The sequence below is a fragment of the Bifidobacterium favimelis genome (genome assembly GCF_037963085.1).
Classification (GTDB): Bacteria; Actinomycetota; Actinomycetes; order Actinomycetales; family Bifidobacteriaceae; genus Bombiscardovia; species Bombiscardovia favimelis.
In genome coordinates this window covers 1,547,305-1,561,756 of record NZ_JBANDZ010000001.1, presented here as the reverse complement: position 1 = coordinate 1,561,756, position 14,452 = coordinate 1,547,305, and the positions used below count along the sequence as shown (strand labels likewise).

The 14,452-nt window shown below is 63.9% G+C and carries 14 protein-coding genes; 8 read left to right on the top strand and 6 right to left on the bottom strand.

The features are described 5' to 3' along the window. Positions 1–90: 90 nt before the first annotated feature. Complete coding sequence (locus tag V6584_RS06300) at positions 91–1,143, bottom strand: YdcF family protein (RefSeq protein WP_340469636.1); 1,053 nt, start codon at positions 1,141–1,143, stop codon at positions 91–93. Between the two features lie 291 nt (positions 1,144–1,434). Here V6584_RS06300 and V6584_RS06295 point away from each other — a divergent pair, with 291 nt between their 5' ends. Genes V6584_RS06295 through V6584_RS06285 form a run of 3 tightly spaced genes read left to right on the top strand, consistent with a single transcriptional unit; the run spans position 1,435 to position 4,528 of the window. After that, positions 1,435–2,262 carry a (Fe-S)-binding protein gene (locus tag V6584_RS06295; protein ID WP_340469635.1) on the top strand — a complete coding sequence of 276 codons (828 nt, stop codon included), beginning with the start codon at positions 1,435–1,437 and terminating at the stop codon, positions 2,260–2,262. Next, the gene (locus V6584_RS06290; protein ID WP_340469634.1) at positions 2,259–3,827 is read left to right on the top strand and encodes a LutB/LldF family L-lactate oxidation iron-sulfur protein; all 1,569 of its coding nucleotides are present in this window, start codon (positions 2,259–2,261) and stop codon (positions 3,825–3,827) included. The genes V6584_RS06295 and V6584_RS06290 overlap by 4 nt, the downstream gene beginning before the upstream one ends. Then, positions 3,824–4,528: a LutC/YkgG family protein gene (locus V6584_RS06285; RefSeq protein WP_340469633.1), complete on the top strand. Its 705-nt coding sequence runs from the start codon at positions 3,824–3,826 to the stop codon at positions 4,526–4,528. Before V6584_RS06290 ends, V6584_RS06285 begins: the two co-directional genes overlap by 4 nt. A 226-nt stretch (positions 4,529–4,754) precedes the next feature. Here V6584_RS06285 and rimM read toward each other — a convergent pair whose 3' ends face one another. From rimM to ffh, 5 genes are all read right to left on the bottom strand, one after another. Continuing rightward, on the bottom strand, positions 4,755–5,354 hold the full coding sequence (gene rimM, locus V6584_RS06280; RefSeq protein WP_340469793.1) for a ribosome maturation factor RimM: 600 nt from the start codon (positions 5,352–5,354) through the stop codon (positions 4,755–4,757). A gap of 23 nt (positions 5,355–5,377) precedes the next feature. Then, positions 5,378–5,611 (bottom strand): RNA-binding protein, encoded by a 234-nt coding sequence (locus V6584_RS06275; RefSeq protein ID WP_340469632.1) that lies wholly within the window; start codon positions 5,609–5,611, stop codon positions 5,378–5,380. 33 nt (positions 5,612–5,644) lie between these two features. Further along, entirely contained in the window at positions 5,645–6,136 is a 492-nt protein-coding gene (gene rpsP, locus V6584_RS06270; RefSeq protein ID WP_340469631.1) for a 30S ribosomal protein S16, read from the bottom strand. A 196-nt stretch (positions 6,137–6,332) separates the two neighbouring features. After that, positions 6,333–7,349, bottom strand: a complete 1,017-nt coding sequence (locus tag V6584_RS06265) for an endonuclease/exonuclease/phosphatase family protein (protein ID WP_340469630.1) — start codon at positions 7,347–7,349, stop codon at positions 6,333–6,335. A 44-nt stretch (positions 7,350–7,393) separates the two neighbouring features. Further along, positions 7,394–9,004 (bottom strand): signal recognition particle protein, encoded by a 1,611-nt coding sequence (ffh, locus tag V6584_RS06260; RefSeq protein ID WP_340469629.1) that lies wholly within the window; start codon positions 9,002–9,004, stop codon positions 7,394–7,396. A 329-nt stretch (positions 9,005–9,333) separates the two neighbouring features. On the opposite strand from ffh, the gene V6584_RS06255 reads away from it, so the two are divergent. From V6584_RS06255 to V6584_RS06235, 5 genes are all read left to right on the top strand, one after another. Next, on the top strand, positions 9,334–10,428 hold the full coding sequence (locus tag V6584_RS06255; protein WP_340469792.1) for a glycoside hydrolase family 172 protein: 1,095 nt from the start codon (positions 9,334–9,336) through the stop codon (positions 10,426–10,428). Between the two features lie 205 nt (positions 10,429–10,633). Beyond that, entirely contained in the window at positions 10,634–11,935 is a 1,302-nt protein-coding gene (locus tag V6584_RS06250) for an ABC transporter substrate-binding protein (protein WP_340486269.1), read from the top strand. After that, the gene (locus V6584_RS06245; protein WP_340469626.1) at positions 11,932–12,858 is read left to right on the top strand and encodes a carbohydrate ABC transporter permease; all 927 of its coding nucleotides are present in this window, start codon (positions 11,932–11,934) and stop codon (positions 12,856–12,858) included. Before V6584_RS06250 ends, V6584_RS06245 begins: the two co-directional genes overlap by 4 nt. Before the next feature lies 1 nt (position 12,859). After that, entirely contained in the window at positions 12,860–13,804 is a 945-nt protein-coding gene (locus V6584_RS06240) for a carbohydrate ABC transporter permease (RefSeq protein ID WP_340469625.1), read from the top strand. Between the two features lie 2 nt (positions 13,805–13,806). Continuing rightward, positions 13,807–14,283: a hypothetical protein gene (locus V6584_RS06235; RefSeq protein ID WP_340469624.1), complete on the top strand. Its 477-nt coding sequence runs from the start codon at positions 13,807–13,809 to the stop codon at positions 14,281–14,283. Positions 14,284–14,452: the final 169 nt, after the last annotated feature.

Genomic DNA, 14,452 nt, shown 5'->3' with positions numbered 1-14,452 from the left:
GCGGGAGGCGACGGCCCGGCAGAGTTGACCAGACGCGGGTACATTGAGCGCCCCTGCCCAGGCGGGAGGCGACGGCCCGCTTCCGGATGGTCAGTGCAGGAGCTGCGGAATCATGCCGATTGCCCACAGAACCAGAATTACCGCGTAGGGCCAGAGGTGTGACCTGGTGACGGCGATGAACTCCCGGATGAAGGCGGCGGGCCAGTAGTAGCCCTTGGTGTGGCAGCCGATCCCGTCGGCCTTGAGCCCCACCCTGCTGGCGTATTCGCTTGCCCGGAACACGTGATAATCGCTGGTGACCAGGGCCACCCTGCCCGTTTCGGACTCCCGCCGCCACTTGAACCGCCTGGGGCCCACCTCCTCCTCGGTCAAGGGGGTGCGGGCGTCGATGATCTCCTTGGAGTACCGCAGGTTCTCCAGGGTCGTGGTGGACCGTGACTCCTGCAGGATCTTATCCTCGGGGACATGACGGACTTCCACCAGGTACTGCTTCATGGCCTGTGATTCGCTGACGGCCTCGTCGGGTCCCTTCCCCCCGGAGACGATGAGCATGGCCCGCCGTCCCTGCCTCTCCCAGAGTTCCAGGGCCCTGTCCAGCCTCCCCCTGAGGAGGGGGGTGGGTTGGTCTCCCTTGAGGCCGGCCCCGTGGATGATGATGTAGTCGTACCGCCTGCGGCGGGGGAGCTTGCGGTAGAGCCAGGAGTAGAGGAGGAGGGCCAGGAAGGAGAAGAAGAACCAGGTGCCCTCCAGGGTGATCAGGCCTGCCAGGCTGATGGCCCAAGCGGGGGCCTTGAAGGTGTTGAGGACGGGGAAGAGGAGGACATAGCCGATGATGGCCAGGGCCAGGAGGAGGGGGAGAAGGGTGGAAAGGGAGGCCCCCTCGTGGCGGATGACGATGATGCCGTTGACGACGAGGAAGACCACCGAAACCACCGGGGCCAGGATGACGATGACGACCACGGGCAGGAGGAACCACCGCCTGCCGAATTGCAGCAGGAGGACGGCCGACAGGGTCATGGCGAAGAGGAGGAACCATATCGCGTTGCGGAACTGCCGGGGTTCCTTGTGGAAGTCCCACAAAAAGAGGAGCCCGAATACGATGCTCGGCGAATAGAGCAGGAGCAGCTGGGCAAATTGGTACATATTTCATCCCCTACATCGGACGGTCCGCATAACGGGTCGACGGCTGCTTCCAGAGTAGTCCATGCGCCATGTATCCGTCCGGCAGGACCTTTTAGACACACTTGCGCCGGTTTGGGTGTGTCAGACGGTGTTTTGGTGAGATGATTCAGTTAGGACCTCTTGACTGCTCCGTTCCAGCGTAGTGAACGGACGCATCATCTTTTCCATGCGGGTCGAGGGGGAGGACAGATACGTCGTGCCGTCTCTGTTTTCAGTGCAGTGCGGGGTGAGAATTATGAATTGGGGTTTGGAATGAAAGTGGTCATTTTCTCCACCTGCGTGGTGGACCTCATGTTTCCCAACGTCGGGAAATCCATGGTGGAAGTGTTGGAGCGGTTCGGCTGTGAGACCTATATGCCCCTGCGGCAGATCTGCTGCGGGCAGCCCACCTACAACAGCGGCTACGTCAAGGAGACCCGGCATGTCATGCGCAACGAGGTCGACGCGCTGACGAGCGTGGACGCGGACTACATCGTCGGACCGGCCGGCTCCTGCGTGAACATGCTCAAGGAACTCCCCTTCCACATGAAGGACGACGACCCGGCCTATGTGGCCAAGGCCAGGCAGGTGGCCGACAAGACCTACGAGTTCTCGCAGTTCCTCTACCGGGTGTTGGGGGTGCTGGATGCGGGCGCCGAGCTGGATGCCGTGGCCACCTACCACCGCTCCTGCCACATGACCCGTCTCCTGGGGGAGCGGACCAGCCCCTTCGTCCTCCTCGACCACGTCAAGGACCTGAAGATGATCCCCCTGCCCCACATCGAGAACTGCTGCGGTTTCGGCGGGATGTTCTCCATGAAGGAGCCCGAGATCTCCCGCCAGATGGTCGATGAGAAGGTCGACGACGTCCTGTCCACCAATGCCTCGGTCCTCATTTCCTGCGACCCGGGCTGCCTGATGAACATCGGCGGCCGTTTCAACCGGCGCGGGGAGAAGATCACGATCATGCATCTGGCCGAGGTCCTCAACCACAATGTCGATATGAGCCGGGTCAGGTACGTGGAGGGGTCCCGGGGGTCCCGGGTCCAAGAGGCCGCAGGGTCGCCCCGGATGTCTGAAAGGAAGGAGGCCCTGGTATGAGCAGCATGGTCAATGGAAAGAAGGCCGCGCAGTATCTGAAGACGAGCGATGCCCCCTTCCTGACCAGGGTCAAGGAGAGCGAACAGGACAAGTTCGCCCAGCAGGCCGTGGCCAAGGCACAGGACGCCCAGTGGGTCAAGAGGGAGGCCGCCCGCCAGGAGCTGGGCAACTGGGAGGAGTGGCGCAACCTGGGGGAGCAGATACGCCAGCACGTCATCCGTTACCTGCCCGATTATCTGGAGGAGTTCTCCGACAACGTGGAGAAGCGCGGGGGACACGTCTTCTTCGCCCAGACCGACGACGAGGCCGCCCAGTACATCAAGCGGATCGCCATCGAGAAGCAGGCCAAACACGTCGTCAAGAGCAAGTCTATGGTCACCAGCGAGATCAACCTCGACCCGGTCCTCATGACTGTGCCCGGCCTGGAGGTCCTGGAGACCGACCTGGCTGAGTTCATCCTGGAGGAGGACGACTGGGACCAGCCCACCCACCTTGTCTTCCCGGCCCTGCACAAGAACCGGGAACAGGTCCGTCAGATCTTCGCGAAGAAGCTGGGCTACAAGGGCGACAACGATCCCCAGCACATGGCCCGTTTTTCCCGCACCGTCCTGCGCAAGCACTTCCTCGAGGCCGACATGGGAATCACCGGCTGCAACTTCGCCGTGGCCGACACGGGCATGATCAACCTGGTCACCAACGAGGGCAACGCCGACCTTGCCATGTGCATCCCGAAGACCCAGGTGGTGGTCATGGGGATGGAGCGCCTGGTGCCGACCATGAAGGAGGCCGAGACCATGGACAACATGCTGGCCCGGTCCGCCGTCGGTCAGAAGCTCACCTCCTACCTGACCTACACCTCGCCACGCACGGGTCAGGAATCGGACGGGCCGGACGACTTCTATGTGGTCATTCTGGACAACGGCCGTTCCAACGCCCTGGGAACCGATTTCGAACCCATCCTCCAGTGCATCCGCTGCGCATCCTGCCTGAACGTCTGCCCCATCTACCGTCACATCGGCGGGCACGGCTACGGGTCCATCTATCCCGGCCCCGTGGGCTCGGTCCTGTCGCCAGTCCTGGATGGGGGATACGACGACTTCGGTGATCTCCCTTACGCATGCAGCCTCTGTGCGGCCTGCACGGCCACCTGCCCCGTCAAGATCCCCCTCCACCAGCTGATGATCAAACACCGCAAGCTGATGATGGACGATGAGTCCAAGGCCGGGCTGATCGACGACATGGTCATGAGGGTCGTGGGGCTGGGAACGGGCCACTCCTCCCTCTTCCGCATGGCCCTTGGGGTGGACCACACCATGTTGGCCCCCCTGGCCAAGAAGGAGCCCGAGACGGCCAGGAACCTCTTCTCCAACGGGAAGCACGTGGAATGGATGCCCTTCGTGTTCGGGGGCTGGACCCAGGTGCGTGACCTGCCCGACCCGCCCAAGCACAGTGAGAACTTCAGGAGTTGGTTCATCAGGCACAAGAAGGAGCAGGGAAAGGGCGTCGACGGGAGCACCCTTCCCGACAGGACGGCCGAGAGGGCCGGGAAGGGAGCGCAGGCATGACCGATCGAGAGGTATTCCTGGACTATCTGGCATCAAAGAGCGGCAGGCCCCGCCACCAGCTCAAGGACCACCCCCTGGTGCCGGTCAACGATCTGCCCGAATCGACCCTGTCCGGCCACAGCCAGGATGAGTTGCTCGAGATAGCGCGGAAGAACAGCGAGGCCGTCCACGTCGACTTCCGGACCTGCACCAAGGCCGGTCTGCCCGGTGCCCTTGATGATTTCATCGCATCCAAACGGGCGGACAGCGACCATGTCATGCTGCCCACCTCCGACCTTTTCGCTGACTTCGGACTGGAGGGCTGGCGGGACGCTCTGAACCCCGCCCCCACCTTCTGGAAGCCTGGCGCCAGCCGGGAGGAGAACATCAAGACCGCCGACGAGTCAGGTACGGCCATCGCCTTCGCGGACTTCCTCCTGGCCGAGTCCGGCACCATAACCGTGGCCACCACGCCGGGGCAGGGGAGGGCCTTCCACTTCCTGCCCGTGCACTATCTGAGCATCATCCGCAAGTCCCGGATCCTGCCCCGCACCCGCCAGGCCATGGACTACTACGATCCCGCCCTGGTCTCTGGCGAGTTGAAGACATCGAACATCAACTTCATCACCGGTCCGTCCAACACCGGCGACATCGAGATGGTGATCGTGGTCGGGGTGCACGGCCCCCTGGATATGACCTACCTGGTGGTTGAAGACATGTAAGCCGCCCCTCCCTGTGACCCTGTGACCCTGTGACCCTCGACCGCCCGGGTCCTGGGGTCCTGGGGTCCCGGAGTCCCGGAGTCACAGGGTCCTAGGGTCACAGGGTCCTAGGGTCACAGGGTCCTAGGGTCACAGGAGCAGGCAGGGCAGGAGACGGGCCCGGGCACAGACTCCTTTGCCTTGGGGCGCACCGGGTCTTGTGCCGGGGCCCTGCCCGGTGCAAACCTCAGGACAGGCCGGGCAGAAGGCCTCCTGGAGGGTCGATGGTGATGTGGCCGGCTTCCAGGTCGACCTGGGGGACCAGGGGCTCGACGAAGGGAATCAGTCCCTTGAGCCCTTCCTCATCCCCGGGATGACCGGTGCCCGCCTGCGGGGTCCCCATCGTGATTTCGAGTTGCTCCTGGGCCACGCCGTCCAGGACATCGCTGACCCGGCCGACCACCTGGCCGGCCGGCAGACCCAGGCCGTTGCCTTCGGCCATGCGGACCTCCAGGCCGATCAGGTCGGAGGGGTACCACATGTCCTCCTCGGCAAGTTCTTCAGCGGGGTCGGCCTCCACGTAGAGTTCGGTTCCGTTCAGGGCCTCGGAGGCGTTGCGGTCGTCGACCCCCTCGAAGAGGACGATCCAGCGTTGCTTGTAGCGGCGGGAGCGGACCACGGTGAACGCCCGGCCCTCTTTGGTTTCCAGACGGGAGCCGGGGGAGAAGCGGCGTTCGGGTTCGTCGGTGAAGGCGAACACGTTGACCTCACCTTTGAGCCCCTGGGCCCGGCCGATACGACAGACCCTCAGAAGCTGACGCTCCTGAGGGTCCTCGTCATGGTTCATATGATTGGAAGACACGGCGGCCTTCACTTGCGGACATCCATGATGTCCACACGGACCTTGTGGTCGGCCAGGGCCTGCACCACGGTGCGGATGGCGTTGGCGGTCCTGCCGCCCCTGCCGATCACGCGGCCGATGTCTTCAGGGTTGACCCGCACGCGCAGGAGCTCGCCCCTGTTGTTCTCGTGTGAACGCACCGACACGTCATCGGGGAAGTCCACGATGTCCTTGATCAGGTGTTCGACAGCCTGTGCAAGCATGTTAGTCAGCCCTTCCAATCATTTGATATGCGGTCACTCGGCCGCTGCAGGGTTCTCCTCGTTGCCGGATTCCGCTGCGGCTTCCACCTTGTCGGCATCAGCTGCCTCGTCACCCTTGGGGGCCGCCTTCTCGGCCGCTGCCGCGGCCTTGGCTTCGGCGGCGGACTTGGCGGCCTTCAACTTCTGGGCCTCGTTCTGGGCCTGCTCGATGCGGGCCTGGGCGTCGATCTCGGACTGGGGGACCTTGAGGGTGCCCTCCTTGCCGGGGAGGTCCTTGAACTTCTGCCAGTCGCCGGTGATCTTCAGGAGGTTGAGCACGGGCTCGCTGGGCTGTGCGCCCACGCCCAGCCAGTACTGCGCGCGCTCCGAGTCGATCTTGATGGAAGAAGGCTGGGTGTTGGGATCGTAGGTGCCGATCTCCTCGATGACCTTGCCGTCGCGCTTCTTGCGGGAATCGACCACGACCACACGATAGAAGGCATAGAACTTCTTGCCCAGTCTCTTCAGACGAATCTTGGTTGCCAAAATGGCTCTCCTTGGTACTTTGTGCGCCCGACGGCATCCATATGTGGGGCATACGGCCCCGCTGGGCATGTTCCTCACGGCCGGCGGCTTGAGAGGGCACCTCCGGACATGAATAACAGGGACCAGTATAGGTCAACCCCACGATAGACGGATACAGTGCGCCAGGAGACTCGGAGCGGGGCGGGTCGGCGCGGGCTCAGTCCCCTCCCGGGCGGTTGGAGCCGATCCCTGCCACCAGGCCCAGGTGGTCACTGCCCGGTATGCGGACTGTCTTCATGCAGGTGGGGGACAGCCCGCCCGTGAGCAGGATGTGGTCGATCTCTATGAGGGCTGGAAGTCCCCAGCCGGCAGGGAAGGTCCTGTGCTCCCCCCTCCGGAGGCTGAATGAGGCATCCCGGAAGCCTCCCCTTGCCAGGAGGGCGCGGAAGGAGGGGTGGTGGAAATCTGCGTTGAGGTCACCCATGACCACCGTTTGGGTCGGGCCGTCCGCACTGGACAGCCCGGTCAGCCCGGTCAGCCCGGACAGGCCTGCCCCCCAATCCGCCGCCCCGCGCTGGGGGGATTTGGGGTGGGCCGATGCCAGAAGGATCGTCCGGCCGTCCATCCGGACCTCCATCACGGGCACGGTGGAACCGGGCATGGAGATGGAGTCGGGGCTGCTGCAGGCCGGGCGTCTGCGGCTGTAGAGGACGTTGTAGCCACCGTTGTCATCAGGGCCCGGCAGGCCGTCCTGCCGGTAGGGGAGGGACCGGTCAAGACCTGCCGCCTTCAGGGAGGCGACCAGGCTGTCGCTGACCTCCTGGAGGGCCAGAAAGTCGACGGAGTCACGCTCCACGGCCCTGACGACGGCCCTGGGGTCTGCCCGACCGTAACGGCAGTTGAGGGTCATGACCGTGAAGGTGCCGCCCTTGCGGGCTGCCGGGGGTCCCGCCTCCATCCCCACCAGGAGATGGTCCAGGTGGAGGGGAAGTCGCAGGGAGTATGAGAATCCCAGAAGGGTGACCAGGGTCACTTCCAGAAGGGCCAGCAGGCACTGGGCCCAGTCCTGGGCCAGGACCGACCAGACCAGGAGGATCAGGAGGGGGAGGGCCAGGAGGTCGATCAAGGCGATCAGTTCGATCAGGGGGCGGTGACGGTCAGCCCCCGGCGGCAGGTATCGAAGGCCTATCCAGACCGCCGTCACAATCAGGAGGACCGTCAATGTGGTGTTCACCCTACCGCAGCTCCTTGCGCCCGGTCATGCTCTCCTTCCAGCCCTCAGCGACCGAAGAGGCCACCCAGGGAGGGGGGAAGTTCGGGCATGCCGTCGGGCATCTGAGGGGCCTGGGGCTGCTTCGCGAAGGCGGACCCGTCCGGGGACCCGCCGGACCTTCCCTTCCCGCCGGACAGGCGTTCCCTCAGGGCCTTCTCCTCGGCCTCCCGTTTCATGGGATTGCCGGACTTGGACCTGCCCTTGCGCTTGCTCTTCTTGCCGCCCTTCTTGCCGGCCGATCCACCCGGACCCATGCCGGGGAATGACCTCATGCCGTTGGTCATCCGCTTCATCATCTTGGCGGCCTGTTCGAATCGCTGCAGAAGGCCGTTGACGGCGGAGACGGTGGTCCCCGCCCCATAGGCGATCCGGGCCCTGCGGGAACCGTCTATGATCTTGGGGTCGCGGCGCTCCTCGGGGGTCATGGATTGGATGATCGCCTGGGTCCGGTCGACCTCCTTCTCGTCGAACTGTTCCAGTTCCTTGCGGTGTTGGGCCATGCCCGGGATCATTCCCAGGATGCTCTTGAAGGAGCCCAGCTTGCGGACCTGCTGGAGCTGGTCCAGGAAGTCGTCCAGCCCGAAGTTCCCCTCGGACATCTTCCCGGCGGCCTTTCGGGCCTCCTCCTCGTCGAACTCCCTCTGGGCCTGCTCGATCAGGGTGAGGATGTCGCCCATGTCAAGGATGCGGGAGGCCATCCGGTCGGGGTGGAACACCTCGAAGTCCTTGAGGCCCTCGCCGTTCGAGGCGAAGAGGATGGGTTTGCCGGTCACGGATGCGACGGAGAGGGCGGCGCCGCCCCGGGCGTCGCCGTCGAGCTTGGAGAGGACGACGCCGGTGAAGTCCACGCCCTTGTCGAAGGCTTCGGCCGTGGCCACGGCATCCTGGCCGATCATGGCGTCGATCACAAAGAGGATCTCGTCGGGCCGGACGGCATCGCGGATGTCGCGGGCCTGTTCCATCAGCTCCTGGTCAACACCCAGGCGGCCGGCCGTATCGATGATGACCACGTCGTAGAGCTTGTCCGTGGCGATCCGGACCGAGTCGCGTGCCACCTTCACCGGGTCGCCCGTGGCCTGACCAGGGGAGACGACATCGGAGCTTTCGGTCTGCACGCCGGGCTCGGGGGCGTATACGGGCACCCCGGCCCGTTCGCCGACCACCTGCAGCTGGGTGACCGCATTGGGCCTCTGCAGGTCTGCCGCCACCAGGAGGGGGGTGTGGCCCGTGTCCTTGAGCCAGTAACCCAGCTTGCCGGCCAGGGTGGTCTTGCCGGCGCCCTGAAGGCCGGCCAGCATGATGATCGTCGGCGGGTTCTTGGCGAAGTTGAGGGGGCGGTCCACCCCCGCCCCCAGGATCCGGGTCAGCTCGTCATAGACGATGGAAACCACCTGCTGGGCTGGGTTCAGGGCCTGGGAGACCTCCTCGCCCAGGGCCCGCTCCCTGATCCTGCCGGTGAAGGAACGCACCACGTCCAGGGATACATCGGCATCCAGCAGGGCGCGGCGGATCTCGCGGATGGTCCCGTCGATGTCGGCCTCGGTCAGTTTCCCCTTGGAACGCAGATGGGTGAAGGCCTTGGAGAGCCTGTCGGTCAAAGAACTAAATGCAGCCATAATGCTCCAAGTCTAACCGTCAGTGGGGAGATTTCACATCCTGCCCACCTGTGGCCGGTTGGGGTCCAGGTGCGGCCGGGGTGCAGGCCTGGCCCCCGGCGGCGGCATGCGGCTCCGCCCGGGTGACGGGGCACGATAGCATGGTGGCGAGGGGACAGTGCCGTCCGTCGCGCCTGCACATTTCAAGGCGCGGACAGCGGTCCGTGCGGTCGGTGCGCGGGGCGGGCGGAACGAACATGAGCCGACGGCGTGGACGAGAACCACGCCGGAACAGAGAAGGATTGCAGAAGATGAACGACATTCAATGGGGTGCCGGTACCGGTGGGGGTATGGATTTTCTCATGCACAGGCCGCAGGGCAGGACCATGTGCGTCAATGCCGAGAACCCTCGCGGGGGCAAGGGCAGGGCGGCCATGACGGCAGGCCCCTTGGGGCCCTCCCGCAAGGGGACCCCCTGCCTGAACGACATACAGCCGGGGAGCAGCGTGGTCCTGGCGGACCTGGAGGGGCCGGGCATCATCCGCCACATATGGATGACGGTCTTCGACTCCACCTCTCCGACCGGCCCCAACGTTCTGCGCAACCTGATTTTGGAGTGCTACTGGGACGGGGAGGAGACTCCTTCGGTCTGCGCCCCGCTGGGCGACTTCTTCTGCTGCGGCCACGCACAGCCCTGCCGGGTGGAGTCCCTGCCCATCGCCGTCTACCCCTCCCGTGGGTTCAACTGCTTCTTCCCCATGCCCTTCCGCCAGGCCAGGATCCTCCTGCGCAACGAGCACGGTGAGGCGATCCCCGCCTTCTTCTATCAGATCGACTACACGGAGGTGGACGACCTGCCCGGGAATCTGACCTACTTCCACGCCCAGTGGCGGCGGCAGAGGGAGACCAGGTTGGCCGAGGACTACACCATCGTGGATGGCATAAGGGGGTCCGGGCTCTACGTGGGGACCTACCTGGCGTTGACCGCCCTGGAGAGCAGGTGGTGGGGCGAGGGCGAGGTCAAGATGTACATAGACGGAGACGGGGAGTACCCCACCTGGTGCAGCACCGGGACCGAGGACTACTTCGGCGGCGCCTGGAGCTTCGGTGGCAAGGATGATGCCGGCAGGACCGTCGAGGAGACCTACAGCGGGGCCTTCATGGGCTACCCCTTCCACTCCCGTCAACTGGTCGGCCGCCAAAGCGACTTCTGGGACACGGACACGCCGGTGACCCGTGGGCTCTATCGCTGGCACATTCCCGATCCGATCTGCTTCCGGGAGGATCTCAGGGTGACCATCCAGCAGATGGGGTCGGAGGAGCAGGGATGTTTCGAACGCCAGGACGATGTCGCCAGCGTGGCCTATTGGTACCAGACCGAGCCGCATGAACCCTTCCCCCCGCAGGTCCTGGAGTCCTCCGAAAGGGATCGGCGCCCCCGCTGAGGCCGCCCTCCCCGACCTTCCCCGGCTTTTTCTAACGATGTAACTGTGCTATTGTAACTTTTGCAACGTTGCAAGGGCGGCCGTTGCGGCCGCTCCTTGCCAGGCATCGATGTCCGATGCAACGGCTGAATAGCCAGTCAGAGAGAGGTATGCAGGGACCGCATACGAGTCTGCGCCCTGTTCGGAAAGGAGTCATGTCAGCATCATGGGTTTCTTCAATGAAGAAGGACGCTGGGGAGGTGGATTGCGTTTGCCGAAACAGGTGGGAAGATGGCTCAAGTTGCTTTTGAGCCTGATCGCGGCCCTGGGCATGGTGGTCTCCACCAGCGCCTGCGGCGGTGCACAATCCCAGAAGGTCCTCTACTTCTGGAACGGCCTGACCGGTGACGACGGTCCGGCCATGCAGAGGATTATCAAGGCCTACAACGACCGCAATCCGGAATACAAGGTGGTCTTCCAGCCGATGAACGGCGGGGACCTGACCACCAAGATCTACAGCGTCATGCAGACGGGACGGAACATACCCGACCTGGTCATCAACGACTCCTTCACGGCGTCCGTCCTCCAGAGCCAGGGTCTGCTGAATCCTTCGGAGACCTGGACCAAGTACCAGCCGGAGCTCAAGGAGTCCAATTTCCTGCCCCAGGCCTGGCAGAACACGGTCAACAACGGGAAGTCCTATGGGATCCCCCTGTACATGTTCCAGATGGCCATCTATTACAACAAGGACCTGATCAAGAAGTACGGCCTGGAGTCCATCCTGGACGACGGCCTGGTCACCACCGACGAGATAGCCTCCATGAAGGGCAAGCTCCCCAAGGGGGTCTATGGGCTCTGCCTGGGCAACCTCCCCTGGGCCATGATGTCCCTCCTGTACAGCGCGGGCGGGAACATCGAGGACGGGGTCAAGGACATGACCGCCGACGAGTGGCGCAAACCCTTGAAGGCCCTGCGCGACCTGAACGACCAGGGGATGCTCTCCCCGATAGATTCCGACGGCGAGCAGGTCTTCGCCTCCGGCCATTCCGTCTTCGGGATGCTGGGCACCTGGGCCCAGGGGAACATGTCCAAGACCCTGGGCAAGGACAAGGTGGGGGAGGCCAACACCCTTCAGTACGGCACCGACCACCCCTCCAACTTCCTCTACCAGCAGTCCTGGCTCCAGCTCAAGGACAAGAACAGGCCCGAGGAAAGGGTCAAGGCGGCTGCCGACTTCATCGACTTCGTCTACCGGAACTGGATGATGTGGTCCGACGTGGGCTCCATCTCGCCGGCTTACCGGGATCTGAACAACCCCGAGTACGGCAAGTTGATCCAGGCCTCCTTCACCAACGGCAAACGCGAACGTGAGTGGATCAAGACATCCAACTACCTGTACGGGGGCTACGCAACGGCCGGGTGGGGGTCCTTCACCGACATCGTCTACAGCAACATCTCGTTGGAAGACGGTTTGAAGACCCTCGACCTTATGACCCAGGGACAGATCCAGATTCAGGAGCAAGCATGAGCGTACAGAGCACGACGGCCGGAGCCAAGGACCCCGGCAGGCACAGGCCTCTGGGGCAGAAGTCCTTCTGGCATGCCTTCCCCTACATCGCACCGCATATGCTGGTGTTCGCGGTCTTCGGGGTCATACCCATCTTCTTCGGCATCTACCTGGCCTTCACCAGGTGGAACCTCGTGGGCAGCCCCAAATGGGTCGGCCTGGAGAACTTCAAGCTGATCTTCGACCCGTCCACCTACTTCTATTCCATCTTCTGGCGTGACCTCTGGCACACGGTGATCTTCGTCCTGATCAGCGTCCCGCTGACCATCGTGGTCCCCCTCCTCCTGGCCTGCGCCCTGCAGAAGAAGGGGCTGAAGGGGGTCGGCCTCTTCCAGGCCATCTTCTACGTGCCCGGCCTGATATCCGTGGCCGCAGGCGCCCTGGTCTGGAGGCTGGTCTTCAACTCCCAGTTCGGCCTGCTCAACACCACCTTCAGGTGGGACATCAACTGGCTGGGCAAGCAGCCCTGGGCCTGGATCACGATCTTCGTCATGAGCCTGTGGGCGGGGATCGGCGGCAACCTGATCATCTACCGCTCCGCCCTTTCCGGCGTCAGCCAGGACCTCTATGAGGCGGCCTCCGTGGATGGGGCCGGTCCGGTGCGCAAGTTCTTCAGCATCACCCTGCCCGCCATCAAGCTCCCCCTCTTCTACACCACCATCATGACCACCAGCGGGGCCTTCAACGTCTGGGGCCAACCCCTCATGCTGACAGGCGGCGGGCCTGCATATTCCTCGCAGGTCCTCCTGATGGACATCCGTAATCTGGCCTTCCCGTCCGGCCCTTCGGCCGCCGGCATGGCATCGGCCATGGCCCTCCTCCTGGGGATCATCCTGATGTGCATCTCACTGGTCCAGATCTTCTTCATGAACAAGGAGGACTGACATGAGTTCAGCAACCCTCGATCCGACCCAGGCAGAAGGCAGACTCATGCCCCCCGGGCCAAGCGCGGTGGCGGCGGACAACCGTGAGCCGCCCGAGAACAAGAGCAGGATCTTCACCCCCTCGCTGGCGGCAGTCTACCTGGTCCTGATAGTCCTGGCGGTCATCTGGGTGATTCCCGTGGTCTACACGGTCACCACCTCCTTCAAGTCACCGCAGGAGTTCCTGGAGAACGCATACAACTTCCTGCCGGCCCACTGGGTGACCGAGAACTACATGACCCTCATGCAGGCCTCCGCCTCCTACCCGGTCTTCAGGTGGTTGGGCAACTCCCTGGTCATCTCACTCTCCCACGGGATCCTGGCCGTCTGCGTGGTGGCCCTGGCCGGATACGGATACTCCCGCATCGACTTCAAGGGGAGGGACACCCTCTTCTTCGTCCTCCTCCTGATTTCCATGTTCCCCGGCGTGGTCAACATGATCCCCTCGTACAGGATCGTCGCCACCCTGGGCTGGGTGAACTCCTACTGGTCCTGCATCATCCCCGGACTGGGCAATGTGGCCAACATCTTCCTGGTCCGCAACTTCATGAAGGGAATCCCCAAGGAGATCGACGAGGCGGCCGAAATCGACGGCGCCGGTGACTTCAGGATCTTCCGCAGCATCATGCTGCCGGCCATCCGACCCATCCTGATCGTCATCTTCCTCTTCGCCTTCACCGGAGCCTGGAACGACTTCCTGTGGCCCACACTGGTCTTCAACGACATCAACAAGACCCCTGTGACCGCCGGACTGCAGCTCCTCGGCAACCAGATGATGCAGTACAACCAGATGGGGACCCTGTGCGCGGCCACCTGCCTGGCCATCATCCCCACCCTCCTCCTCTTCGTGTTCGCCCAGCGCTACTTCCTGCAGTCGCTGAACATCACGTCCGGACTCAAGGGGTGACCATGGACGCGGGCGGAAAAGCCGGCGGTCCCCGGACGGGTCGGGGGACCGGTTCGCCGGCCCCCATCGGGAGGGGGGCCGAGAAGGCCCTGATGATGGTTGCGGCCGCGATCAACGTGGTCATGGCCTCGATCACCCTCTTCATGTACTCGCCCTGGTTCAAGGACAAGGGGTACGACATCCTGTCCAAGGCGGGGAAGATCTCGGACATGGCCGCGGTGAACAATGTGGCCACGGTGGCCCAGACCTATGGACTCATGGTCCTGGTCATGGGTGTGGTCACCTTCGTCGTGGCCGTCCGGGCCCTGAGGCCCTCCAGCATCGTAAGGGGGGTGGAGATCTGGCTCTTCTGCTGCATGGTCTTCTCCCTGGCCACGGCCGACTGGCTCTCGCTGATCGCATACAGCCTGGCCTTCGTCGCCTACCTGGCCCGGAACAAGGCCATCCGCCTGTCCCAGGCAGGGGGCTCCCAGGGGTGACCCCACCCGTGGGGCATGCCCCGGTCGAGGGCAGAGGGCGATAGCCGGGCCTCGACCGGGGTCCAGGCCGGTTTGGTGCGCCCATGATTTATCGAGGGCCCGTCCATAGGGACGGGCCCTTTTCCTGTCTTATGAGGTCAGCGATCCTTCCGGCGGGGACGGCCCCGCC

Excerpts from the sequence above, each read along its gene's own strand:
- V6584_RS06235 (WP_340469624.1), top strand. The coding sequence starts at position 13,807 with ATGGACGCGGGCGGAAAAGCCGGCGGTCCCCGGACGGGTCGGGGGACC.
- V6584_RS06245 (WP_340469626.1), top strand. The coding sequence starts at position 11,932 with ATGAGCGTACAGAGCACGACGGCCGGAGCCAAGGACCCCGGCAGGCAC.
- ffh (WP_340469629.1), bottom strand. The coding sequence starts at position 9,004 with ATGGCTGCATTTAGTTCTTTGACCGACAGGCTCTCCAAGGCCTTCACC.
- V6584_RS06290 (WP_340469634.1), top strand. The coding sequence starts at position 2,259 with ATGAGCAGCATGGTCAATGGAAAGAAGGCCGCGCAGTATCTGAAGACG.
- V6584_RS06285 (WP_340469633.1), top strand. The coding sequence starts at position 3,824 with ATGACCGATCGAGAGGTATTCCTGGACTATCTGGCATCAAAGAGCGGC.
- rimM (WP_340469793.1), bottom strand. The coding sequence starts at position 5,354 with ATGAACCATGACGAGGACCCTCAGGAGCGTCAGCTTCTGAGGGTCTGT.
- V6584_RS06250 (WP_340486269.1), top strand. The coding sequence starts at position 10,634 with ATGGGTTTCTTCAATGAAGAAGGACGCTGGGGAGGTGGATTGCGTTTG.
- V6584_RS06255 (WP_340469792.1), top strand. The coding sequence starts at position 9,334 with ATGGATTTTCTCATGCACAGGCCGCAGGGCAGGACCATGTGCGTCAAT.
- V6584_RS06275 (WP_340469632.1), bottom strand. The coding sequence starts at position 5,611 with ATGCTTGCACAGGCTGTCGAACACCTGATCAAGGACATCGTGGACTTC.
- V6584_RS06300 (WP_340469636.1), bottom strand. The coding sequence starts at position 1,143 with ATGTACCAATTTGCCCAGCTGCTCCTGCTCTATTCGCCGAGCATCGTA.
- V6584_RS06240 (WP_340469625.1), top strand. The coding sequence starts at position 12,860 with ATGAGTTCAGCAACCCTCGATCCGACCCAGGCAGAAGGCAGACTCATG.
- V6584_RS06295 (WP_340469635.1), top strand. The coding sequence starts at position 1,435 with ATGAAAGTGGTCATTTTCTCCACCTGCGTGGTGGACCTCATGTTTCCC.